Source organism: Micromonospora sp. CPCC 205539 (assembly GCF_036906815.1).
In the GTDB taxonomy this organism is placed as follows: domain Bacteria; phylum Actinomycetota; class Actinomycetes; order Mycobacteriales; family Micromonosporaceae; genus Micromonospora.
Map to the genome: position 1 here is coordinate 288942 of NZ_JBAKHW010000002.1, position 23430 is coordinate 312371.

Genomic DNA, 23430 nt, shown 5'->3' on the forward strand with positions numbered 1-23430 from the left:
GGGCTCCCTCCCGATACGCGGTCCCCGCCGCAGCCACCGAAAACACCGCACTGGACAGCTCAGGTCACCCAAGCAGTCATTCACGTACCCATCAAACTGCCGAGAATCCGTAGAGTGACAGTGGATTCATCAATGCGTGGCGGACGTGGCCTACGGGGAGGTTCAGGTTGATGGAGCTGGTGCGGATCCCTCTGGACGACGGCGGCTCCCTACTCGTGCAGGGGGCTGAGGAGCCGGACGGGCCTCTCAACGCGGGACGGATCGGCAGCAGCGTCCGGGACCTGCCGGTGACCCTGCGGGCCACCCTGAAGCCGGTCGCCGAAGCCGCCCAGGTCGTGCTCGACCAACTGCGCCAGGCCGGCCCGGACGAGATCGAGGCGGAGTTTGGCATCGATCTGTCCACCGAGGCCGGTGCGGTGATCACCAAGAGTCAGTTGGCCTGCCACCTCAAGGTCACCGTCCGTTGGAACAGAGCCGAGGCACTGGACACCCGGGACCGATGACGCACCCTGACGAGTCGGGCCAGGCGGCGGCAGTCGCCGTCGCCCGCTTCGTGACCGCGGACGGGTCGGTGGCGGGCGCTGGTTTTCTGGTCGCCGAGCAGACCGTGGTCACCTGCGCACACGTCGCTCGCGCCCTCGGCGGCGCTCCGGGCACCGAACTGACGGTGTGGTTCCCGCACGCGGCCGGGTCCCCTCGGCTCATCGGCCGCGTCGTACCGGAGGCATGGCGGGACGCCGACGACGGGGACATCGCTGTCCTCCGGCTCGGCGCCGCACCGGAGGGGGTACGACCGCTCGGGCTCGGCTCAGCCGTCGGCTGCCGCGGGCACGCTGTGCGTTCGTACGGCTTTCCCCGACAGGCACCCGTCGGCGGCCACTACGGGTACGCGGTTGCGGGCGACCTGTTGCCGGATGCGCCCATCGGTCCGCTGCTGCAACTGACCAACGCCAACGATCTCACCACTGGCTTCAGCGGCGCGCCGGTGCTGAACGACGTCACGGGGCTCGTCGTGGGGATGGTCACCGCGATCACCCGTCCGGACCCGCACCAGCGGGGGCAGGGCATCGCTTACGCCACACCGACAGAGATTCTCCGGGATGTGTGCCCCGAGCTGGCCGTGCAGGACGTGTGCCCGTACCGCGGTCTGGAAACCTTCACCGCCGCGGACGCACGGTGGTTTCACGGCCGCGACGACGCGGTGGACCGAATGCTGACCGCGCTGGGGGCGGAGCACCCGGCGCTGCTGCTCCTCGGCCCCTCCGGATCGGGCAAGTCCTCCCTGATCCAAGCAGGCGTCCTGCCCGCTCTGGCGGACGGGCGGCTGCCCCGTGCAGACCGTTGGCTGGCGGTCTTCGCTCGTCCCGGCGAGGACCTGAGCACCGAACTCGTCGGCGCGGGTCTACACGACCTCGCGAGTTCCGGGGCGTGGTCCGCGGTCGATCAGCGACTCGCCGGGGAACTGCCGGGCACTCGCCTGCTGCTGGTGATCGACCAGGTCGAGGAGGCGCTCACCGAGGTGACCGCGGCCCGGGCCGCCGACCTTCGCCGGCTCACCGCCGCGGTCGGCGCCCACCCGGCGCTGACCGTGCTGCTGGTGATGCGGGACGACTTCTATCCTCGGCTGGCGGCGGTTGCCCCGGATCTCCTCGAAGCGGCCCTTCCCGGTGTGGTCAACGTACCCGCCGCTCTCACCACCGAGGAGTTGTCAGCGATCATCAAGCGGCCGGCCGATGCCGCTGGCGCTCGCCTGGAGGACGGGCTGACCGATCGGATCATCTCCGACCTGCTGACCGCCGACCCGGGCGGGCCGCTCGCCCGTCGGGCACCGGTGGCCCTGCTCCCCCTGCTCGAACTCACCCTCGAGCAACTGTGGCATCGACGCAGCAACGGCCATCTCACCCACAACGCCTACCAACGGGTCGGTGAGATCTCCGGCAGCCTGGCCCGGTGGTGTGACAGGGCCATCGGCGAGCTGCCCGCCGAGCAACGGCCGATCGCCCGGCGCATCCTCACCGCGCTGGTCCACCCTGCGGACGAAACCCATCGGGTCCCCGCCGCTCGACGACAGGTGCCGCTCGCCACCCTCCGGGAGCTGGCCGGCGCGGTCGCCGAGCCCGCAGCCGTCGACGAGGTGCTCGCCGTGCTGACCCGGCACCGCGTCGTGACGACCCGCCGGGTCGCGCCTCCCGGCGTGGACCGCCCGTCCGAGCCGGTGGCCGAACTCGTCCACGACGCGCTGATCCGCGACTGGGGCGCGCTGCGCGAGTGGGTGGCTCAGGACCGCCGGTTCCACGACTGGATGCGCCGGGCCGAGGAGCGCCAGCTCCGGTGGCGGGACACCGCAGACCCGGACGACCTGTTGCACGGCACTGATCTCGCGGAAGGGCTGGCCTGGTCGCGACGACAAACCCTCCCTCGCGAGACGGCCGCCTACCTGGCGGCCAGCAAACACCGGCAGCAGGCCGCCATCCGGCGAACCCGTCGGGTCAATGGCGTGCTGGCCGCCCTGGTCGTCGTCGCCGTGGTCGCTGCGGGCGTCGCCTTCTGGCAGCGACAGGACGCCGTCCGCTCCGGTACGCAGTCGCTGTCCCGCCAATTGGCAGCCCAGTCCCGGGCCCTGCACAGCGCGGATCCCCAACTCGCCGCGCTGCTGGCCGTGCACGCCTACCGGGTCAGTCCGACCGTGGAGGCCACCGCCAGCCTCTACGCCGCAGCCGGCCTGGCTTCCCTGAATCGGCTGACTGGACTAGGGGGGCGCGTGGAAACAGTCGCCTTCCAACCGGGTGGCAAGCGGCTGGCCGCCCTGAGCGATGGCACCGTGCGGCTGTGGGACGTGGCCACCGGCCGGGGCGCGGGCGAGATCGCAGCGCGCAACCGGCACATCTCGTCGGTCGCCTTCAGCCCTGACGGCAACACGCTCGCCACCGGAGAAGTCTTCGGGGCGGTGTCACTGTGGTCGGTCGACGACGGGCGGGAGCGCACCACGCTCACTGACGAGGCGAGGCATACTCCCGGCCTGGCGCTGGCCTTCTCCTCCGATCGCCGGACGTTCGTCAGCGACAGCTCCGACAACACGATCAAGGTTTGGGACCTGGCCGCAGGGCGGGTCCGGGCCAGGCTCACGGGCCACACCGCAGGGGTCATCGCGCTCGCCGTCGCCCCTGACGGCAAGACGCTGGCCAGCAGCGCCCGGGACGGGACCGTACGACTCTGGGACCTGGCCACCGGCCGCAGCCGGGGCGTCCTGCCCAACGACCGAGAGGGCCCTTGGGTCGTTTCGATCGCGTTCAGCCCGGACGGCCAGACCCTCGCTGGCGCGGGCGGTCGGGCCGTGCGGCTGTGGGACGTCGGCCGGCAAGAAGTCCGCGCCGCCCTGCCCGTGAGCAACGTCGCCTCGGTGGAGTTCAGCCCCGACGGCACCCGAATCGCCACCGGAGGCGATGACAATCAGGTGCGGCTGTGGGACGCGGGCACGGGCCAGATCCAGGCGGTCCTTCCCGGTCACACGGACGCCGTCCGGGCGCTGGCCTTCAGCCCGGACGGACGCCTCCTCGCCTCCGGGAGCGCCGACCAGACCATCCGGCTCTGGGATCCCACGATCACCTCGACCCGAGCGGTGCTCACCCGCCCTGGCGTCCGTGTGGCCGCCGCCGCGTTCAGCCCGGACGGATCCACGCTCGCCGTGGGCGATGACGACGACACGGTCAGCCTGTGGGACCTGAAGTCCGGCCGAATCAGGAGCACCCTGCCGGCCACCAACGACCACACGGCGAGATCGCTGGCGTACAGCCCTGACGGGCGCACCCTGGCCGTCGGCAGCGACACCGTACGCCTCTGGGATCCGGCCGCCGCTCGACTCCGGCGGACACTGCCGACGGACGGTCCACTGCTGGGCGTCGATGCGCTCGCCTTCAGCCCGGACGGTCGGACCCTGGCTTACAGCTACGGTGAGGGTGAAGTGAGGCTTTGGGAGGTGGCCACCGGCCGGACCCGAGCCGCCCTCACCGGTTTCCGCGGCAGGGTGACGGCGGCCGCTTTCACGCCGGACGGGCGTACCCTCGCCACGGCCGGCTGGGACAGCACGGTCCGACTCTGGGATCCCGCCAACGGGCGGTCCAGGGCGGTCCTCGCCGGCCACACCCAACAGGTCAGCTCCGTGACCTTCAGCCCGGACGGCCGTACTCTCGCCAGCGCGGGTGACGACGCCACCGTGCGGTGGTGGGACGTGGCGACCGGCCGGGCGACCACCACACTGAGCCTGCCGGACGGCGGCATCAACATCACGGCACGGCTCAGCCCGGACGGTCGCACTCTGGCCGTGGGCAACGGCCTCAGGCCGGCGCAGCTCTGGGACGTGGCGAGCGGCCAGCCGTATGCCACGTTCAGTGGCTACACCAAGGCTGCGGACGTGGTGGCGTTCAGCCCGGACGGTCGGGGTCTCGCGGTCGGTGACGGCGACACCGTGTGGCTCGGCGCCGTCGAACCGCCTGACCCGGCCCGCGCCCGCGACAAACTCTGTCGTGCTCTGCACCGCGACCTGACCGATGAGGAATGGTCGACGTACCTGCCCGGCGCGGAGCGCCACCCGGCTTGCCGGGCCCGCTGAGAGAAGAGGGCTGAGGCGGCCCGTGGTCAGTCGAACGTAGCCAGCGAAGGGTTCAGTATCAGCCGAGGGCCCAGCTCAATGAGCTGGGCCCTCGGCTGATCAGGAATATCCGGATTATCGTGGTGGGCGATACTGGGTTTGAACCAGTGACCTCTTCCGTGTCAAGGAAGCGCGCTCCCACTGCGCCAATCGCCCGTGGAGCGGACGACGGGATTCGAACCCGCGACCCTCACCTTGGCAAGGTGATGCGCTACCAGCTGCGCTACGTCCGCACGTCGCCAGCGTGCCGGCGACGGGTGGAACTCTACCCGATCCCAAGATCGCCTGGCGCGGTGCCCCGGGGCGGTGCGGTTGCGCTGCTCCGTGCCGGGGTACTGAAGGACCTCGACAGCGCATTCCATCCCCCCTAAGGAGGCTGTCGTGGGTATCGGCACCAGCATCTTCCTGATCGCGCTCGGCGCGATCCTCACCTTCGCCCTCGACGCCAGCGTCGGTGGCATCAACCTCGACGTGGTCGGCTGGATCCTGATGGCGGCCGGCGTCCTCGGCCTGATCATGACCACGCTGATCATGAATCGTCGCCGCGCGGTGGTCACCACCACCGAGCAGCCGGTCGAGTACCGCCAGGTCGAGCAGCCGGTGGAGTACCGCCGCGTCGAGGAGCGTCGGGACGTCGGCCCGCCGCTGTGACCCGGCCACCGGCGGGTGGGGCCGCGCCGCCCATCGCGGCGCAGCCCCCGCCGTTCAGCGCATCAACTCGTTGAGCGTGCCGTAGTCGAGCGCGCCCTCCAAGGCGCCGTAGGTGCCCGCGCCGAGCGCCTCGTCCGCCGCACGACGGACGAGCGTGTACGCGGCCTCGGCGACGGACGCGCCGAGGCTCACCCGGGCCACCCCCGCCCCGGCCAGCTCCGCCACCGTCGGCATGCCCGGCCCGGCCATGACGTTCAGCGGTGCCGGGATCGCGCCGACCAACTGCCCGACGAGCGCCAGGTCGGCCACCCCGGGCACGAACACCCCGTCCGCGCCGGCGGCCAGGTAGGCCGACGCCCGGGACACGGTCTCGTCCACGTCCCCACCGGCGCGCAGGAACGTGTCGACCCGGGCGTTGAGGTAGAGCGGCACGGCGGCCGCGTCGGCGGCGGCCCGGGCCGCCACGAGCCGCTCACACTGCTCGTCCACCGGACGAAGTGGCGTCTGGCCGTCGTACCCCGCATCTTCGATGTTCACCCCGACGGCGCCGGCGGCGAGCACCGCGCGGATGGTGTCCCCCACCTCTGCCGGTGTCGCCCCGTAGCCGGACTCGATGTCGGCGGTGACCGGCAGGGGCACCGAGGTGGCGACCCGGCGGATGAGATCCACCGCGGTGTCGCGGTCGAGGACGTCGCCGTCCGGCGCGCCCAGGCTCCACGCGACGCCGGCGCTGGTGGTGGCCACCGCGCGGGACCCGGCGGCCGCCACGATCCGGGCGCTCGCGGCATCCCAGGCGTTGACGAGGACCAGCGGCGAACCGGGTACGTGCAGGGAACGGAGGAGCTCTGCTCGGCTCTGGTGATCGGTCACCGGGCAAGTCTCGGTCGGCTCCCGCGTCGGCGCTAATGTTTCAGTGCCAGCTAAAGCTTTCGGGGGTGCCGTGGTCGCCATCGGCCTGTCGGCGGGTGCCGTCGCCCGCATCCGGTTCGCGGTCTCGTGCCTGTGGGAGGTTGTCGCGAGCATCCGGGTGCTGCGCGACCCCGGAGATCACGCCGTGCACCTGCCGTGGGTCCGCCGGGTGCGTCCCCGGCTGGTCGGGGCCGGCCTGGTCGGCCCGGACGCCGGCCTGCTGTGGCACCTGGTGCCGGCCCCGCCCGCGTACCTGGTCGACTTCCTCACCCCACCCCCGCAAGGGCTCAACCCGGACCTGGCCACCGAGTTGGCCGCCCTGCGCGCCACCCCGGCCGACACCGTCCGCGCACACCTGGACCTGCTCCCGGGTGACCGCACCCCGACGGTCGCCGCCCTGTACGCCGACCCGCCAACCGGGCTGCGCCGGCTGAGCGACGAGATCGAGGCGTACTGGCAGGTCGCCCTCGCACCGGAGTGGCCGCGCCTGCGGCTCCTGCTCGACGCCGAGGTCGCCGCGCGTGCCCGCCGGCTGGCCGAGGACGGGGCGGCCGGGCTCCTCAACGACCTGCACCGGCGGGTCCGCTGGGAGGGCGACACCCTGCTCATCGCGCAGCGGCACTGCCTGGCCCCGGACGTCGCGGACGGTTCGGGCCTGGTGCTGGTCCCGTCGGTCTTCGTGTGGCCGTCGGTGCTGAGCGTCTCCGCCGGGGACGCGCCGCAGCTCGCCTACCCGGCGCGCGGGCTCGGCACCCTGTGGGAGCGGCCGACCGGCACCCCGGAGGCGTTGGCCGCCGTGCTGGGCCGGGGGCGGGCCCGACTGCTCACCGAACTGACCGCGCCGGTGAGCACCACCGAACTGGCCCAGCGCACCGGGATGACGGCCGGCGGCGTCTCCCAACACCTCACCGCGTTGCGGGCGGCCGGCCTGGTGGTGACCCACCGGCGGGGCCGGACGATGCTCAGCGCCCGCACCGACCTCGCCGAGGCGCTGCTCTCCGCCGCCGCCTAGCACCCCGCCAGGGCGGTCCGGGATCCCGGCCGAGGGCGTGGCGGGGGCGATCGACCGGGAGAAGTTTTCGGGGTCGTGAGCGACTACCGGCTGCTGCTGTTCTGCGCCGTTTACCAGGGCTGGACGCCGGCGTCGCTGACGTAGCCGCCGCTCGGTCCGTCGGCGCCCAGCGTCGCTAGATGCACGATGATCCGGGCGCCCTCGGCGGTGGTCCGCGAACTGGCGCGGTGTGTGAGGTCGGTGGCGACATGGCCGGGCGAGGCTGAGTTGATCTTCAGGTTCTCGTACCCGGGAGTCCGGTGGAACGCCTGCGCGTAGCGCACCGTGATCATGTTCAGCGCGGCCTTCGACGAGGAGTAGGCCAGGATGTGGTCGGCCGCGGCGTAGGGCGAGTCGATCTCGCCGGTCAACGCGAACGACGCCGTGGTGCTGGCGACGTTGACGATGCGACCGGCGGCCGAGGCGCGCAGCAGCGGAAGCATCGCGTGGGTCACCTCCACCACGGCGAAGACGTTGGTGTCGTACGTGCCGCGCATCTGCTCTGCCGAGACGTCCAGGATCGAGGTCTCGTCGATGCTGCCCGCGTTGTTCACCAGGACATCGAGCCGGGCGTACTCCGCGCGCAGACGGTCGGCCAGTGCGCGAACGGCGGCCGCATCGGTGACGTCCAGGGTCACGGCGTTCACGTCGAGCCCCTCCTGGCGGAGGGCGGCGGCGGCGGTCTCGCCTCGGCCGGGATCGCGACTGCCGAGCAGGACGGTCGCCCCGCCCTGGGCAAGTTGCCGTGCCGTCTCGAAGCCGAGGCCCTTGTTCGCGCCGGTCACGAGCGCGACGGTGCTGCTGGTCATGATCCCACCTCTTGTCCGTTGGATAAGACGTACATTATCCAACGGACAAGAAACTGCCACGGGATGTGACACGTCTCGCGGAAGCACTCGCAAAGGAGCGATCGTGGGAACGACGCGGGAGGCCGTCGTCCGGGCGGCCCTGCACGTGCTCGACGAGGACGGCCTGGACGGGCTCACCATGCGCGCGGTCGCCCAGCGGCTCGGCGTGCAGCACAACACCGTCCGGTGGCACGCCGCGAGCAAGCAGCGGCTCCTCGAATTGACCTCGGACGAGCTGCTGGCGCACTGCGCCGATGAGCCGTTGCCACCGGCCTGGGACGAGCGGATCCGGACACTGAGCCGTCGATGCCGGGACGCCCTGCTCGCGCACCGGGACGCGGCACGGATGCTCACTCTGGCGTGCGGCCCGGAACCGCACTCGCTGCGGTACGCGGAGACCGTTGTCGCCACGCTGATCGAGGCCGGCTTCGACGGACGGACCGCCGCCTGGGCGCACTGGTCCCTCTTCTACCTTGTCCTCGGCATCACGCAGGAACAGCAGGCCGGCACGGCCGTTCCGGTGCGCGCCGACCAGGTGCCGCTCGACCGGTACCCGGCGCTGGCCGCGACCCTGCCGCATGTCGGTTCCGGCGAGTTCGACGAGCGCTTCGACTTCGCGATACAGCTGATCATCGAGGCCCTGGCGGTACGCCGGCTTGAGGCATAGCGAAATGGCTCGTCACCGACGTATCGGTGACGAGCCATTCTGTGTGGTGGGCGATACTGGGTTTGAACCAGTGACCTCTTCCGTGTCAAGGAAGCGCGCTCCCACTGCGCCAATCGCCCGTGCTTGTTGCCGAGGTGGGGACGGGATTTGAACCCGCGTAGACGGCTTTGCAGGCCGTTGCCTCGCCTCTCGGCCACCCCACCGAGGTTGCCCCCGTCATGCGTGGCGGCATCTCCGAGCGGACGACGGGATTCGAACCCGCGACCCTCACCTTGGCAAGGTGATGCGCTACCAGCTGCGCTACGTCCGCACGCCCCCGGCGTTCCCGGGTGACGGATGAGAACTTTAGCCGAGCCGGCGAACGACTGCCAACTCGGGGTCCTGTCGGCGCGTCTTGCCCCTTTTGCGCAGCGACCCGGACCGCAGCCGGCGTGCTTCCTAGGGGGCTGATCTAATTGCCGGCCACCCGCCGCCCGTCACCCTCCGACATCGCCACGGCACGCTGGCCGCCGCCGGGGCGGGTAACGACCGGCGGGCGCTCCGGTCCGCCGGCCGGTGCCGGCGGACCTCGACGAACACCCTCTAGAGAACGACGGACGACCCCTGCTGGAAGTGTCCGGCTTCCGACTGTCGTATCGCGGATCAGACGGTGGTGGTAACTGTTCGTGTTCACTCGGATGGGCTACGGTAACCGGCGTGACGAGACGTGCGGCCGAGATCCGCCTGGATGCCCTGCTGCGCACGGCCTGTGACGTGATCGTGGAGCGCGGTCTGGCCAACACCCGAACGGCGGACGTGGCGCAGGCCGCCGGCGTGAGTCAGGCGCTGGTCTTCTACCACTTCGCGACCAAGGAACGGTTGCTCGCGCAGGCCTTCGCGTACGCGGTCGAGCAGGACCTGGCCCGGCTGGACGTGGTGACCCGCTCGTCGGCCCCGCCGCTGACCAAGCTCCGCCGGATCCTCAAGCTCTACACGCCTGCGGGCCGCCCCACCTCCTGGTCGATGTGGATCGACGGCTGGTCGGAGTCGCTGCGTACCCCCGAATTGGAGAAGGTCTCCCGCCGGCTCGACCTGCGCTGGCGGCAGGACCTGGCCGCGGTGATCTCCGCCGGGGTCGCCGACGGCACCTTCCGGTGCGCCGACCCGGACGGGGCCGCCTGGCGGATCAGCGCGGTGATGGACGGCCTGGCCGTTCAGCTCGCGGTGCACGATCGGGTGATCTCCCGCCGGCAGTTCGCCGAGTGGGTCCGCCTGGTCGCCGCCCGGGAACTCGGCCTGGACCCGGCCGTCCTGGACTGACCCACCCGCTCCGGCACGGTCAACGCCGCGCCCGGGGGTGGACGTTCGCCAGCGCCCGGTCCCCGCCGTAGTGGGCGAGCACCCGGTGGTCCATCACCCGTCGCCAGAGCGGCGGGACCAGCGCGACGACGATCATGGTGGCGTAGCCGGCCGGCAACTGCGGTGAGGTGTCGAAGCTGCGCAGCGTCTGGTAGCGGCGCAACGGGTTGGCGTGGTGGTCGCTGTGCCGCTGGAGCTGGAAGAGGAAGACGTTGGTGACCGTACGGTCGCTGTTCCAACTGTGCCGCGGATCGACCTTCTCGTAGCGGCCAGCGGCGGTGCGCTGCCGGGCCAGCCCGTAGTGCTCCAGGTAGTTGACGACCTCCAGCAGGGAGAAGCCGGCCACCGCCTGGAGAACCAGGAACGGCAGCACCACCGGGCCGAAGGCCAGGGTCAGCGCCGCGTACAGCACCAGGGTCAGCGCCCAGGCGTTGAGCACGTCGTTACGGTGGGTCCACGGTGATCGGCCGCGCAGGCGGAACCGGCTGGTCTCCAGCCGCCAGGCCGAGCGCAGGCTGCCCAGGACGGTACGTGGCCAGAACGCCCAGAAGCTCTCCCCCAGCCGGGAGCTGGCCGGATCCTCCGCGGTGGCGACCCGGACGTGGTGGCCCCGGTTGTGCTCGACGTGGAAATGCCCGTAGCCGGCCGGCGCCAGGGCCACCTTCGACAGCCAACGCTCCACCCGCTCACGCTTGTGACCCAGCTCGTGGGCGGTGTTGATGGCGATGCCGTTGACCACCCCGACGGTCGCGACCAGGCCGGTGGCGGCGGCCACCGACAGCTCGTCGCCGGCCCACACCGCACAGCAGAGCACCAGGGCCGCGTACTGGGCCGGCAGGTACAGGTAGGTGAGCCACCGGTAGTAGCCGTCGGCGGAGAGCTGGGGCACCACCTCCTCCGGCGGGTTCTGCCGGTCGTCGCCGAGCAGCAGGTCGATCACGGGGATGAGGCCGAAGACGATGGCCGGGGTGAGCCACCAGGCCCACGCGTCACCGGTGGCTCGCCACACCGCGAAGCCGAGGAAGGGCAGCACCGGGACCAGCAGTGCCAGCGGCCAGAGCGGCTTGCGCCGATCCCGCCAGGCGCTGGGCGGGAGGGTCACGTCGGCATCGAGGGCCATGGCCAACCTCCGGTCTCGCACTCCTGTCCCGACTGTGGCAGCCGTCACGCCGTTTTACAAGGGATCTAGTTTTGTAAAGTCAACTTATCTCGATCTCTTGACGCATGAACGCCCCGGGATCTTGCCGCCGCCCCGACCGGCTGATATCCACAGATGTACATGCGTCACGTTGCCGGCGGCCGCCGGCCAATCCACTCCCACGAGGAGGTCCCGTGCCACGACCGGAATGGTCACCCCCGATGAGCCGGCATCGACGCCGGCTCATCGCCGTCCTGGCGACGACCGCGACCGTCGCCGCGCTGCTCCCGACCAGCGTGAGCACCGCGGCCCCCACCGGCGGCGCGCCATCCGTCGAGCGCCGGTCCGGGCCGTTCGCCGAGGGCCACCAGCCCGCCGACGTCGACAACCGCAGCGGTACGGCGGCACCGGACTCCCGCCAGCGCGGGCTGGCCCGCGCCGCCGACCCGGACACCCGGTGGAACCGACTCGGCACCCCGCACGCGCTCGGCCCCGGCCGCACCCCGCTCGCCACCGGGCTGCCCACCGACCCGGAGGCCGCCGCCCGCGCGTACCTGACCGCCAACCGCGAGCTGTTCGGGTTGGACGCCCCCGCGGTGACCAGCCTGGAGCGGGTGCTGGTCCGGCCGATCGGCAGCGGAGCCGTGGTCACCCTGCGGCAGCGCTTCGGCGACCTGCCGGCCGGCCCGGACGGTCTGGTCACCATCGCTGTCACCGGCGGCACGGTGCTCTCGGTCAGCTCCTCGCTGGCTCGCGACAGTGCGGCGCCGGCCCCGGCCACCCGCACCGCCGAGCAGGCGTACGCCGACGCGCTCGCCGACGCCCGGCTGGACGCCAAGGCGGTGGCCAGCCACAGCGTGCGAGCGGTGGCCGTGCCCACCCCACTGGACGGCGCCCGGGCCGCCTACGAGGTGACCCTGATCGGCGCGGACGCCGATCACCCGGCGGCGTTCACCAGCTATGTCGACGGGATCACCGGGCAGGTGCTGGTCCGCGAGGATCTCGTCGACTACGACTCGGACAACCCGAGCTGGGCGGTCTTCCCGGCCACCCCGCCGCGCGACCTCGGCCCCGGGCAGGACCCCCGGGTGCGCTGGTGCGGCGACCCCGCGCCCGGTTGCCAGGCCGCCTTCCGTGACCCGGCCGGCGGGCAACCGTGGGACGTCGACCTGGCCACCGGCACGCCCACCTTCACCTCGCGCGGCAACTCCGCCAACACGGTGCTCTCCTGGGGCGCCGGCACCCCGGTCGTCCCGGCCACTCCCAGCCCGGACCGCCGCTACGAGTACCCGTTCACCGACCAGTGGCACCAGGCCCGGTGCAACCCGGAGGTGTTCACCTCCGGGCAGCGCAACGACGCGGACGCGTCGATCGCCAACCTCTTCGTGATGCACAACCGGCTGCACGACTGGTCGTACCAGTTGGGCTTCACCGAGTCGGCGTGGAACCTCCAGGCGGTCAACCTCACCCCCTCCGGGCTGGGCGGTGACGCCGAGCAGGGCCGCGCCCAGCAGGGCGCGCTGACCGGCAACCGAAACAACGCCAACCAGGGCACCCCACGCGACGGGTTGCCGCCGACCACCAACATGTACCTGTGGCAGCCGCAGGCCGGCGGACCGTACCCGCCGTGCGTGGACGGCGACTACGACATGACAGTGATCGGCCACGAGTACACCCACGCGATCACCAACCGGATGATCGCCGGCCCGGACAGCGGGATCGGCGGCCACCAGGGCGGAGCGATGGGCGAGTCGTGGGGCGACCTGCTCGCCGCCGAGTACCTCTACCAGCACGGGCTGCGCGCCCCCGGCGAGACGCCCTTCGTCACCGGCGGCTACGTCACCGGCAACCTGGTCAGCGGCATCCGCAACTACGACCTGAGCCGCAGCCCGCTCAACTACTCCGACATCGGCTACAACACCGGTGGCCCCGCCGTGCACGCCGACGGGGAGATCTGGGGCGCCACCAACTTCCGGGTCCGGTCCGCGCTGGTCAAGCGGTACGGCCTCGGCACGCCCCAGCGGCAACTGGAGTGCGCACAGGGCAAGGTCGCCGCCGACAAGTGCCCGGGCAACCGGCGCTGGTCGCAGCTGGTCTTCGACTCGTTCCTGCTCCAGGCGGCCAGCCAGGTCAGCATGCTCGACATGCGGGACAACATGCTCACCGCCGACCTGCTCCGCTTCGGCGGCGCGAACCAGGACCTGATCTGGGCCGAGTTCGCCCGCTCCGGGATGGGCCGGGACGCCGCCACCAACGGCGCCGCCGACACCGATCCCACGCCGAGCTTCGCCTCGCCGCGCGGTGGCAACGCGACGCTCACCCTGCGACCGCGCGGGGACAGCGCCGAGGCGCCGATCCGGGTGTACGTCGGGGCGTACGAGGCGCGGGCCACGCCGGTGGCGGACACCGACCCGGCGACGCCGCTGCCGGACACCGTCGAGCTGGTGGCCGGCACCTACGACCTGCTCGCCGTGGCGCCCGGCTTCGGGCACCAGCGCCTCAATGTGGTCGCCAAGGCCGATCAGGCCGGGTACGTGGACCTGCGGATGAGTCGCAACCTCGCGTCCTCGGCGTCCGGTGCCACGGTCACCGGCGACGGAGTCAACCTGGACCGGGTCGTCGACGACACCGAGTCGACGAACTGGGCCTCGCTGGACGGTGTGGCCGGTCGACAGGTCACGGTGGCCCTCCCCGGGGGCACCCCGCAGACGGTCAAGCGGGTGAACGTCAGCGCGATGCTGCGCCCGGCGATCGTCGGGGACGCCGACACCGGCAGTCAGAACGCGCTCAGCGCGCTGCGTTCGTTCGCGGTGTCCGCCTGCAACGCGACGACCACCGACTGCGCGGATCCGACGCGCTGGCAGCGGATCTACACCAGCGCGGGCGACGCGTTCCCCGGTGGGGCGTACCGGGCGTACAGCCGGGACATCAACCTCCGGACGTTCGCGGTGCCCGCCACCCTCGCCACCCACCTGCGACTCGAGGTGGTGGCCAGTCAGTGCACCGGCGGACCGCAGTACGCCGGTGAGCAGGACGACGACCCGGCCACGACGACGGACTGCGCGACCGCCAGCCCGGCCCGCAGCCAGGTCCGGATCGCCGAGTTCCAGGCGTTCTCGAGGTGAGCACCGTCGGGGCCGGCGGACTCCTGCCGGCCCCGACGGCACCCGCTCAGCGTCGCGCCGGTCGCCAGCGGGCGGCCGGCGCGGGCCGCTCCCAACGCGGGTCGACCGGCGGGTCGTCGATGACGGCGGTGTCGTCGACCTCGGACCGGGTCAGGTGCCGCAGCCGCAGCAGCAGCCCGAACCCGAGGAAGAGCAGCAACCCGCCGAGCAGGAACGCGGCCTGCACCACGCCGAACCCGCCGGACTGGGCGACCGGGCGGTTGGCGCCGGCCGCTGGCGGCGCGGCGTCGACCTGCTGGTCCGCGATCGGCTCCTCCGTCGACGTGCGCTCCGCCTCGGCGGGCTCACTCGCGGGGTCGCTGGGCTCCGCCGGCGTTGCTGTCGGCTCCGCGGCTCGGGTGGGGGTGGCCGGCGCGCCCGCACCCACCACCGAGCGGGTCGCCGTCTGCCGGGCCAACAGGCGCAGATTCGCGTCGTACGCCTCGGCGGCGAGAGTGACCCGGCCGCGCGTGACGTTCTCGTTGAAGGCCACCCGGTAGCGGGCGGTGACCGTCCGGTTCGGACACAACGTGCCGGGGTCGAGCCGGCGGTCGGTCAGCCGGGCGACGTCACCGTCGGTCCGCACGTCCAGCGGGAACGTGCCGGTCTCCTCCACCCGGTCCAGCTTCACCTGGTCGAGCCGGATGTCCTGCACGGTGAGCACCAGCGACCAGCGCACACGCACGCAGCCGCCATCGGTCCGGGACACCACCGCGGACACCGTCCGCGCCCCGTCACCGGCGGTGAACCGATCCGGCAGGCCGCTCAGCCGGGTGCTGAAGGCGGCCTGCGCCGGCCCGACCTGGGCGAGCACCACCCCGGTCAGGCCCGCCAGGACCACCCCGAGCCGCAGCGCGTACCGCCACACGACCACCACCGCCTCGCTTCTCCTCGTTGCCTCGAGAGAAAACGCTAGGAGCAAGTGAGTGCCCCGGCCAGACGGGTGTCTTCGCATCGGGCGGCAAGCACGAGGGGTGATTTCACCGAAAGTGGTGAACCGCTCACCAGCACGCCGGAAAACGTGCGGGACATCGCGGTACGAGAGAATCGCCGGGTGTCCGAACTCTCCTCCACCTTCGTCCGGCTGCACGCCCGACTCACCCCGGTGGCCTTCGTCCCTGAGGTGCGGCTGCACCAGGCCGACGAGCCGATCGGCCTCTGGGAGCTGACCGAGGGTGAGTTCAGCAGCGACCGTCCGCCGCCGTTCTGGGCGTTCGCCTGGGCCGGCGGGCAGGCGCTCGCCCGCCACGTGACCGACCACCCGGAGCTGGTCGCCGGCCGCCGGGTGCTCGACCTGGCCTCCGGCTCCGGCCTGGTGGCCATCGCCGCCGCGCGGGCCGGCGCGGCCGCCGTCCGGGCCGTCGAGGTGGACGAGCTGGCCGTGGCGGCGGTCGCGCTCAATGCCGAGGCCAACGGGGTACGCGTCGACGCCGAGTTCGGCGACATCCTCGACGGCGACGCCGGGGACGCCGAGGTGGTGCTCGCCGGGGACGTCTTCTACAGCGAGGCGATGGCCCGGCGGGTGCTGCGGTTCCTGCTCCGCGCCGCCCGGGCCGGTGCCCTGGCGTTGGTCGGCGACCCCGGTCGGGCGTTCCTGCCCCGGGACCGCTTCGACGAGTTGGCGGTCTACGAGGTGCCGGTGCCGGAGGCGCTGGAGAGCGTCCGGGTGAAGCGCACCACCGTCTGGCAGTTGCGCGCCGGGCTGCCGGGAGCCGCCGGCTAGCGTGTCGCCGTGCTGTTCCGGAGCTGGGGATCCGCGGTCGAGGCACCCTGGCCCGACGTGGCCACGGTGCCCGACCACGTCGGCGTACGCCATCTCGTCGTCACCCGGCACGCGCTGGTCCGGCAGGTCCTCGCCGACCCGGTCACCTACCGGCCGGACAACGCGCTGGACGCGGTGACCCCGATGCCGGTGACGGCGCTGCGGGTGCTCGCCGGGCACCGGTTCCGGCTGCCGCCGACGCTGGCGAACAACTCCGGGGCCAGCCATCCGGCGATCCGCGCGATCGTCGCCGACGCGCTGCACCCCACCCGGGTCGCCGCTCAACGCCCCTGGCTCACCGCGCTGGTCCGGGAGCGGGTCGCCCGACTGGCCGGCAGGCTCGACGCCGGCGCGCCGGTCGACCTCTACGCGGACCTCGCCGCCGACCTGCCGCTGCTGGTGCTGGCCCGGCTGGTCGAGCTGCCGGACGCACCGGTGGGCGCGGTGAAGGAGTTCGCCCGGGCCGCGTTGGAGCTGTTCTGGGCCCCGCTGGACGCCGACCGGCAGGCGGCGCTCGCCACCGAGGTGGGACGGTTCCACGGCGTGCTGCGCGACTTCGCGGCCACCGGCGGAGGGCTGGCCGCCGAGCTGCGGGCGGCCGGGCACACACCGGACGTGGTGGTCGGCGCGCTCTTCTTCCTGCTGGTCGCCGGCCAGGAGACGACCTCGCAGTTCCTCACCCTGCTGCTGCACCGGCTGGCTGGCGAGCCCGCGGTGCGGGCCGGCCTGCGCACCGGCGAGGTCGCGGTGGCCGACGTGGTGGAGGAGGGGTTGCGGCTGGAGCCGCCGATCGTCACGTGGCGCCGGGTGGCGGCGGTGGACAGCACGCTGGGCGGGACGGCGGTGCCGGCGGGCACCAGCCTCGTACTGTGGCTGGCTCGTGCCGGCCGGGACCCTGCGGTCGTCGAGTCGCCCGACGAGTTCCGGCCGGGTCAACGCGGATCGCGCCGCCACCTGGCCTTCGGGGCGGGCGCGCACCGCTGCGTCGGCGACGTGCTGGCCCGGATGGAGGCCAGCGTGGTGGTGACCGAGGCCGCGCCGCTGCTGGACGGGGTGAGCGTCGTCCGCCCGCCCTGGTGCCCGGACAACCTCACCTTCCGCATGCCGGACGCCTTCGTGATCCGGTCAATCGGACGGCCCGCCGACGAGTAGCACGATGCTCCCGATCACCGCAGCAACACCGAGAAGCAGTGCGCCGCCGCCGACAATGTAGTTCCCGATCAGAAAGCCGGGATCCTGCCGAATGTCTGCCGGGTCGCGATCGGGCGCTCCCCAGGCGCGGTTCCACCAACTCTTCGACATCTGTCGGGCCTGCTCGTCGGCTACTCCGAACAGGTTGAGGATCAGGGTCACGCCGATGAAACCGAGCAGCCCGCCGAAGGCGACGAGGCCGAGCACCTGCATGATCCACCGCGCCATCCGCCGCCCCCCGATGGTCGAATCGACTCCGATTCGAGGCTAGGCAGCGCGGTCAATGCCACGTCACCGCCGCGCTTCGAAAAGGGGCGACCGAGCTGACCGGACCCTGACTGGCGGGGTTATGTTTCCGGGCGTGTCAGCAACCACTGCGCGCCGCATCCTCGCCGTACTACCGCTTCTGGCCATTCTGGCGCTGAGCGCCTGCACAGCCCGCCACCGCCCCACCTTCCAGGTCGCCGCGGGTCAGCCGAGCCCGTCCGGGTCGCCCTCCGCCACTCCGTCGGCCTCGCCGTCACCGACCGCGAAGCCAGCGTTCAAGAGTCTGGCCTGGTACGTGTCCCAGGTGCCCGCCTTCACCCCGGCGCCGCCGCCGCAGCCCGTGCCGCTGCCGGCAGACGGTTCGGCGCCGTTCTGGCACCGGGTCCCGACCGAGCAGAAGGTCGCCTTCATCACCATCGACGACGGCGGCCTGGCCCGGCCGCCCGCGGTGATCGACTTCATCCGGGAGGCGCACATCCCGGTCACGATGTTCCTGAACTCCCCGGCCGCCGCCGAACATCCCGACTACTTTCGCCAGATCGAGGCGGCGGGTGGGGTCGTGGAGAACCACACCATCAACCACGAGTCGCTCAAGGGCCGGTCGTACGACTACCAGAAGCGCGAGATCTGCGGGTCGGCGGACAAGTTGGAGGCGCTGTTCGGCAAGCGGCCGACGCTGTTCCGTCCACCATTCGGCAACCGTGACTCGACCACGACGAAGGCCGCACACGACTGCGGAATGAAGGCGGTCTTCCACTGGACCGAGACCGTGCACGAGGGGAAGGTGCGCTACCAGACCCCGGAGAAGGTGGTCCGGGCCGGTGACGTACTGCTGATGCACTTCCGACCGGCGCTCATGGACGACCTCCTCGCGGCCCTGAAGGCGATCCACAAGGCTGGGCTCACCCTGGCGCTGCTGGAGGACTATGTGGGTTGACGAAAGTCAGGGTGCGTTGGTGGCTTTCGGGCGCGGTGGCGCGGTAGCCCGCACGCCTAGCGTCAACGCATGATCACTTTACGTGGGTTGACGAAACGGTTCGGGGAGACGACCGCGGTCGACGACCTGACCGTCGACGTCGCGCCCGGCCGGGTCACCGGCTTCCTCGGCCCGAACGGCGCCGGCAAGTCCACCACCATGCGGATGGTCCTCGGTCTGGATCGCCCCACCGCCGGCCAGGCGCTGGTCGGTGGCCGGGCGTACCGGGAACTGCGCCGGCCCCTGCACGAGGTCGGCGCGCTGCTCGACGCCCGTGCCATCCACCCCACCCGCTCCGGGCGGGCACACCTGCTGGCCATGGCGCGTAGCAACGGGATCCCGGCCCGGCGGGTCGACGAGGTGCTGGACACCGTCGGGCTGGACGGGCGTGCCGCCGCCAAGGCAGGCCGGACCCTCTCCCTCGGCATGGGCCAGCGACTCGGCATCGCCGGCGCGCTGCTCGGCGACCCGCCGGTGCTGATGTTCGACGAGCCGGTCAACGGCCTCGACCCCGACGGGGTGCGCTGGATACGGCAGCTGACGCGTTCCCTGGCCGACCAGGGACGGACCGTCTTCGTCTCCAGCCACCTGATGAGCGAAATGCAGCTCACCGCCGACCAGTTGGTGGTCATCGGTCGGGGACGGCTGCTCGCCGACGCCCCGATCGACGACGTGATCGCCGGCAGCGCGGTCGCCGTCCGGGTACGCAGCCCGCACCCGGACGGGCTGGCCGCCCTCACCACCCGACTCGTCGCGACCGGCGCCACCGTCGAGCCGACCGGCCCGGACGAGCTGACCGTCACCGGGAGCACCGTCGATCGGATCGGTGACCTGGCGTACGAGCTGGGGGTGCGGTTGCACGAGCTGAGTTCGCACGGCGCCTCGCTGGAGCAGGCGTTCATGGAGCTGACCGCCGACAGCGTCGAGTATGCCGGCGGCCCGACCGGAAGTGGGACGCGATGAGCACCGTCACCCGTTCCGCCCCCTTCCGAGGCGCGGTGGCCGCCGAGTGGACCAAGCTGTTCTCGGTGCGGACCACCTGGTGGACGGCGCTGGCCGGGCTGGTGCTGATGGCCGCGACGGCCGCACAGTTGGCGATCTACGCGGCCAACGACAACACCAATGACGATCCGGCCGACGACCGGGGCATCATCACCGTCGGCAGCGTGGTGATCGACTCAATCGAACTCACCCAGTACGCGGTGCTGGCGCTGGGCCTGCTGGCCATCACGGCCGAATTCACCAGCGGCACGATCCGCAGCACCCTGCAATGCACCCCGTCACGCGGCCAGGTGCTGCTGGCCAAGGCGGTCGTCGCCGGCTCCGTCACCTTCGCGCTCGGGCTCCTGCTCGGCGGCGTCGGCGCGCTGATCGCCGGCCCGCTGCTCGGCGAGTGGGGCACCGCACCAGCCGGCGGCACCGTCGGCGACGTGGTGTCGGTGGCGACCTACCTGGCGCTGGTCGGCGTACTCGCGCTGGGCCTCGGCGCCGCGCTACGCAGCGCGGTGCTCACCATCACGGTGCTCTTCGCCACCCTGATGATCGTGCCGCTGTCGCTGCAGGAGCCGGACATCGACGTGCTGAACCGGATCGCGGACGCGTTCCCCGGCGTGGCCGGGGGGCACTTCCTGGCCGGCGACACCGACCCGTACCCGAGCGCGGTCGGGCTGCTGCTGCTCGCTGCCTGGGCCGGCGGGGCGCTGCTGCTCGGCCGGGCCGCGCTGCGCCGCCGCGACGCCTGAGGCGGGTGGGCGGGGGCCTCCCGGGCCCCCGCTCACCCGTCGATCAGCCCCGCCTCGTACGCGATGATCGCCGCCTGCACCCGGTTACGGACGTCCAGCCGGGTGAAGATGTTGGTCAGGTACGTCTTCACGGTGCCCTCCACCAGGTGCAGCCGACGCGCGATCTCGGCATTGGACAAGCCGGCCCCGACCAGAGCCAGCACCTCCCGTTCCCGCTCGGTCAGCCCGGCCGCCCGATCCCGCGCGGCGGGCCGGCGGGCCAGCCGAGCCGCGCCCAGCTCGATCACCCGGCGGGCCACCCGCGGCGACAAATACGCCCCGCCCTCGGCGACCGCGTGCACCCCGGCGATCAACTCACGCGGGTCGCCGGCCTTGAGCAGGAACCCACTGGCACCGTGCCCGAGCGCCCGGGCCACGTGGTCGTCCTCACCGAAGGTGGTCAGCATGAGCGTCGCGGTCTCCGGCACCACCCGACGGATCTCGGCGGCGGCGGCCAGCCCGTCCAACCGGGGCATCCGGATGTCCAGCAACGCCACCCGGGGCCGGTGCGCGCGGACCAGCTCCACCGCGGCCCGCCCGTCGCCGGCCTCGGCGACCACCTCGATGCTCGGGTCGGCGGCGAGGATGGCCCGGACTCCGGCCCGGATCATCGCCTCGTCGTCGGCGAGGACCACCCGGACCGGCGTGGTCCCGGCCATGTCGGTGTTCACTGTGTGATCCGCTCCTTGCTGACCAGTCGGTCGTCGACGAAGCAGAGCCGCCAGGTCGGCTCGGCGAGGGGGAAGTTGCCGTCGGTGTAGAACTCGCAGCCGGCCCGCTCGCTGCCGGCTGGCGCGGTGAGCTGCCGGCGGGGCAGCCCCGCCAGTTCGGCGCGCGGCACGCCCGGCCGCATCCGGTCGAATGTCGTGCTGTCCAGCACCGTGCCGGCCGTGGCCACCGGGTAGTAGACCAGCGACAGAGCCAGCGCGATCCCGACCGGCGCGGCGAGCGCGGTCAACAGGCTGCGCCGTACCCGGCGGCGGGCCTCGCCGAGCCGCCGCTCGGCGTCCGCCGGGCCCTCGACCGGGCGGTGTCCGTCCGCACCAATAGCGGGCAGGTCGGCGGCGGGCGCCGCCCATCGGTCGGCGGGAAGCACGCCGACCGGGTCGGCGGGCAGCGGCAGCCGGGCCCGCACCGCGAAGCCGCCGTCCGGGAGCGGGCCGGTGTCCAGGACGCCGCCGGCCAGGCGGACCCGCTCGGCGAGGGCGAGCAGGCCGCTTCCGGAGGACGGCGGGGCGGGCAACGGACCCGCCGGCGCAGGCTCATTGAGTACGCACACCTCGACCCCGTCCGCGTCGGTGGCGAGCGTGACGGTGACCGGGGCGCCCGGGGCGTACCGGGCCGCGTTGGTGAGCGCCTCCCGGACCACCCGGTGCGCGGCGGCCCCGGTCATCCCGGGCAGCTCCAGAGCGCCGGGTGTGGTGTCCAGCCGGACCACCATGCCCGCCTCCCGGGCACCGTCCACCAGGTCGGTGACGGTCTCGCCCACCGGCCGGAGATCGGCGTGGCCGCCCTCCTCCCGGAGCACCCCGATGATCCCGTGCAGCCGTTCGGTGGCGGCGGCGACACTCGCCCGCAGCTCCCCCGCCGCCGCCCGGTGCCGGGCGTCCAGGTCGTCGGCAAGTTCCAGGGCCGCGGCGCGCAAGGCGATCAGGCTGAGGTCGTGGCCGAGCGAGTCGTGCATCTCCTCGGCGATCCGGGCGCGTTCCCGCAGCCGGATCCGCTCGGCGACGCCACGCCGCTCCCGGGCCAGCGCGTCGGTGTGCCGGTGACCGGCGTCGGCCAACTCCTGCTGCTGCCGGCGGTACCGGCCGACCAGCCACGGGAACACCCCGGCGAAGAGCAGCACCGAGGCGAGCAGGAACCAGGTCGCCGCCCCGGTGCCGAGAAGCCCCAGGTTGAGCACCGTGCCGCCGACCGCGATCACGCCGAACAACACGGCCGCCCGGGTGGCCCCCGCGCTGCGCCGCCCCGTCAGATAACTGAACACCGGGATGGCGAAGACGAAGTTGCCGTCGAGCAGCGAACCGAGCACCACCAGCAGCAGGCCGGCGAGCGGCCGACGCCGGCTCAGCGCCACCGCCGCGGCCAGCAACGCCAGCGAGCCGAGCAGCCGCGCCAGGCTGTCGCGCGAGTACGGCGGGCTCAGCCCGGCGCCCGCGATCGGGGCGGCGACCACCAGCCAGAACAGCACGTCCAGCAGGACCCGCCGCCACCGGTCCGCCCGGTCCGACGCTCCGGGCACCAACCGGTACAGAATCCTCACGGCGGCCACGCTACCCAGCACCTGGCCCGCACGGACACCGACGAAAGTCAGGTGCTCAGGCGATGTCCTCGGCCCAGGCCCGCCAGTCGTCGAGCACCCCGTGCAGGGACGGGGTGAGCCAACCCGGCGCGGAGCGCCGGAACACACCCGGGTCCATGGCGCCCGCGCCGTCCGGCAGCGCGCCGAGCAGGTTCGGTACCAGGTCGGTGAGGTTGGTCCAGTGCACCAGCTCCGGGGTGGCCGGCCAGGCCCCGATCACCACACCGGCCGGCACCGCCCGCCGGTCCAACGCCTCCAGGGTCAGCGCCGTGTGGTTGAGCGTGCCCAGCCCGGCGCGGGCGACCACCACCGCGGGCACCCCGAGCGACACCGCCAGGTCGGCCATCGTCCACGGCTCGCCGGACGGGCGCAGCCCCATCGGGACCAGCAGGCCGCCGGCACCCTCGACCAGCACCAGGTCGTGCTTGTCGGCCTCGTCCCGGACGGCGTCCACCGCGGCGTAGAGCTCCAACGGCGGCAGCTCGGCGACCCGGGCGGCGGCCAGCGGGGCGAGCGGGTCCGGGTAGCTGGCCAAGGTGCGGCCGGTCAGCGGGGCGGCCAGCCGGTTGACCGCGTCCACGTCGCCGGGCTCACCGCCGGCCGTACCGGTCTGGCCAGGTTTGATCACGGCCACCCGCAGACCGGCGGCCTGGGCGGCGGCGGCGATCGCCGCGGTCACCACGGTCTTACCGACCTCGGTGTCGGTGCCGGTGACCAGCACCGCCCCACGCCAC

The 23430-nt window shown here is 72.7% G+C and carries 20 protein-coding genes and 5 tRNA genes; 12 read left to right on the top strand and 13 right to left on the bottom strand.

Annotated elements, in window-relative coordinates; genetic code table 11:
* The first annotated feature begins 170 nt into the window (after positions 1–170).
* Positions 171–503, top strand: a complete 333-nt coding sequence (locus V6V47_RS03490) for a CU044_2847 family protein (protein WP_334626480.1) — start codon at positions 171–173, stop codon at positions 501–503.
* Positions 500–4609, top strand: coding sequence for an nSTAND1 domain-containing NTPase (locus tag V6V47_RS03495; RefSeq protein WP_334626481.1), 4110 nt, complete (start codon positions 500–502; stop codon positions 4607–4609). The genes V6V47_RS03490 and V6V47_RS03495 overlap by 4 nt, the downstream gene beginning before the upstream one ends.
* Positions 4610–4729: 120 nt before the next feature.
* Here V6V47_RS03495 and V6V47_RS03500 read toward each other — a convergent pair.
* Positions 4730–4804, bottom strand: a tRNA-Val gene (locus V6V47_RS03500).
* A 1-nt stretch (position 4805) separates the two neighbouring features.
* A tRNA-Gly gene (locus V6V47_RS03505) sits at positions 4806–4881 on the bottom strand.
* Positions 4882–5029: 148 nt separating this feature from the next.
* On the opposite strand from V6V47_RS03505, the gene V6V47_RS03510 reads away from it, so the two are divergent.
* Complete coding sequence (locus V6V47_RS03510; protein ID WP_334626482.1) at positions 5030–5299, top strand: DUF6458 family protein; 270 nt, start codon at positions 5030–5032, stop codon at positions 5297–5299.
* A 54-nt stretch (positions 5300–5353) separates the two neighbouring features.
* On the opposite strand, the gene V6V47_RS03515 is transcribed toward V6V47_RS03510, so the two are convergent.
* Positions 5354–6169: an isocitrate lyase/PEP mutase family protein gene (locus V6V47_RS03515; protein WP_334626483.1), complete on the bottom strand. Its 816-nt coding sequence runs from the start codon at positions 6167–6169 to the stop codon at positions 5354–5356.
* A 43-nt stretch (positions 6170–6212) separates the two neighbouring features.
* Here V6V47_RS03515 and V6V47_RS03520 point away from each other — a divergent pair, with 43 nt between their 5' ends.
* The gene (locus tag V6V47_RS03520; protein ID WP_334626484.1) at positions 6213–7220 is read left to right on the top strand and encodes an ArsR/SmtB family transcription factor; all 1008 of its coding nucleotides are present in this window, start codon (positions 6213–6215) and stop codon (positions 7218–7220) included.
* Between the two features lie 110 nt (positions 7221–7330).
* On the opposite strand, the gene V6V47_RS03525 is transcribed toward V6V47_RS03520, so the two are convergent.
* Positions 7331–8068, bottom strand: a complete 738-nt coding sequence (locus V6V47_RS03525) for an SDR family oxidoreductase (protein ID WP_334626485.1) — start codon at positions 8066–8068, stop codon at positions 7331–7333.
* A gap of 103 nt (positions 8069–8171) precedes the next feature.
* Between V6V47_RS03525 and V6V47_RS03530 the strand changes: the two genes are divergently transcribed.
* Entirely contained in the window at positions 8172–8774 is a 603-nt protein-coding gene (locus tag V6V47_RS03530; protein ID WP_334626486.1) for a TetR/AcrR family transcriptional regulator C-terminal domain-containing protein, read from the top strand.
* A gap of 44 nt (positions 8775–8818) precedes the next feature.
* Here the strand turns inward: V6V47_RS03530 and V6V47_RS03535 are convergent.
* The 3 genes from V6V47_RS03535 to V6V47_RS03545 all read right to left on the bottom strand — a co-directional run bounded on the left by V6V47_RS03535 (position 8819) and on the right by V6V47_RS03545 (position 9084).
* A tRNA-Val gene (locus V6V47_RS03535) sits at positions 8819–8893 on the bottom strand.
* A 13-nt stretch (positions 8894–8906) separates the two neighbouring features.
* Positions 8907–8977, bottom strand: a tRNA-Cys gene (locus tag V6V47_RS03540).
* Between the two features lie 34 nt (positions 8978–9011).
* Positions 9012–9084, bottom strand: a tRNA-Gly gene (locus V6V47_RS03545).
* A gap of 386 nt (positions 9085–9470) precedes the next feature.
* On the opposite strand from V6V47_RS03545, the gene V6V47_RS03550 reads away from it, so the two are divergent.
* Entirely contained in the window at positions 9471–10073 is a 603-nt protein-coding gene (locus V6V47_RS03550) for a TetR/AcrR family transcriptional regulator (protein ID WP_334626487.1), read from the top strand.
* Between the two features lie 19 nt (positions 10074–10092).
* Here V6V47_RS03550 and V6V47_RS03555 read toward each other — a convergent pair whose 3' ends face one another.
* Entirely contained in the window at positions 10093–11232 is a 1140-nt protein-coding gene (locus V6V47_RS03555; RefSeq protein WP_334626488.1) for an alkane 1-monooxygenase, read from the bottom strand.
* Positions 11233–11471: 239 nt separating this feature from the next.
* Here V6V47_RS03555 and V6V47_RS03560 point away from each other — a divergent pair, with 239 nt between their 5' ends.
* Positions 11472–14375: a M36 family metallopeptidase gene (locus V6V47_RS03560; RefSeq protein WP_334626489.1), complete on the top strand. Its 2904-nt coding sequence runs from the start codon at positions 11472–11474 to the stop codon at positions 14373–14375.
* A gap of 46 nt (positions 14376–14421) precedes the next feature.
* On the opposite strand, the gene V6V47_RS03565 is transcribed toward V6V47_RS03560, so the two are convergent.
* The gene (locus tag V6V47_RS03565) at positions 14422–15291 is read right to left on the bottom strand and encodes a hypothetical protein (protein WP_334626490.1); all 870 of its coding nucleotides are present in this window, start codon (positions 15289–15291) and stop codon (positions 14422–14424) included.
* 177 nt (positions 15292–15468) lie between these two features.
* Between V6V47_RS03565 and V6V47_RS03570 the strand changes: the two genes are divergently transcribed.
* Together V6V47_RS03570 and V6V47_RS03575 are read left to right on the top strand one after the other, a co-directional pair.
* Positions 15469–16137 (top strand): class I SAM-dependent methyltransferase, encoded by a 669-nt coding sequence (locus V6V47_RS03570; protein ID WP_334626491.1) that lies wholly within the window; start codon positions 15469–15471, stop codon positions 16135–16137.
* A 9-nt stretch (positions 16138–16146) separates the two neighbouring features.
* On the top strand, positions 16147–17328 hold the full coding sequence (locus tag V6V47_RS03575; RefSeq protein ID WP_442934176.1) for a cytochrome P450: 1182 nt from the start codon (positions 16147–16149) through the stop codon (positions 17326–17328).
* On the opposite strand, the gene V6V47_RS03580 is transcribed toward V6V47_RS03575, so the two are convergent.
* Positions 17302–17595 (bottom strand): hypothetical protein, encoded by a 294-nt coding sequence (locus V6V47_RS03580; protein WP_334626492.1) that lies wholly within the window; start codon positions 17593–17595, stop codon positions 17302–17304. The two genes, V6V47_RS03575 and V6V47_RS03580, sit on opposite strands and share 27 nt — an antisense overlap.
* A gap of 133 nt (positions 17596–17728) precedes the next feature.
* Here V6V47_RS03580 and V6V47_RS03585 point away from each other — a divergent pair, with 133 nt between their 5' ends.
* The 3 genes from V6V47_RS03585 (at position 17729) to V6V47_RS03595 (ending at position 20352) form a co-directional block, all read left to right on the top strand.
* Positions 17729–18571: a polysaccharide deacetylase family protein gene (locus V6V47_RS03585; RefSeq protein ID WP_334626493.1), complete on the top strand. Its 843-nt coding sequence runs from the start codon at positions 17729–17731 to the stop codon at positions 18569–18571.
* A 69-nt stretch (positions 18572–18640) separates the two neighbouring features.
* Complete coding sequence (locus tag V6V47_RS03590) at positions 18641–19573, top strand: ATP-binding cassette domain-containing protein (protein ID WP_334626494.1); 933 nt, start codon at positions 18641–18643, stop codon at positions 19571–19573.
* Positions 19570–20352, top strand: a complete 783-nt coding sequence (locus V6V47_RS03595; RefSeq protein ID WP_334626495.1) for an ABC transporter permease subunit — start codon at positions 19570–19572, stop codon at positions 20350–20352. The genes V6V47_RS03590 and V6V47_RS03595 overlap by 4 nt, the downstream gene beginning before the upstream one ends.
* 32 nt (positions 20353–20384) lie before the next feature.
* On the opposite strand, the gene V6V47_RS03600 is transcribed toward V6V47_RS03595, so the two are convergent.
* The 3 genes from V6V47_RS03600 to bioD are packed head-to-tail and all read right to left on the bottom strand — an operon-like array spanning position 20385 to position 23417.
* Entirely contained in the window at positions 20385–21050 is a 666-nt protein-coding gene (locus tag V6V47_RS03600; protein WP_334626516.1) for a response regulator transcription factor, read from the bottom strand.
* Positions 21051–21058: 8 nt separating this feature from the next.
* The gene (locus V6V47_RS03605; protein WP_334626496.1) at positions 21059–22657 is read right to left on the bottom strand and encodes a sensor histidine kinase; all 1599 of its coding nucleotides are present in this window, start codon (positions 22655–22657) and stop codon (positions 21059–21061) included.
* A 55-nt stretch (positions 22658–22712) separates the two neighbouring features.
* Positions 22713–23417, bottom strand: coding sequence for a dethiobiotin synthase (gene bioD / locus V6V47_RS03610; protein WP_334626517.1), 705 nt, complete (start codon positions 23415–23417; stop codon positions 22713–22715).
* Between the last annotated feature and the right edge of the window lie 13 nt (positions 23418–23430).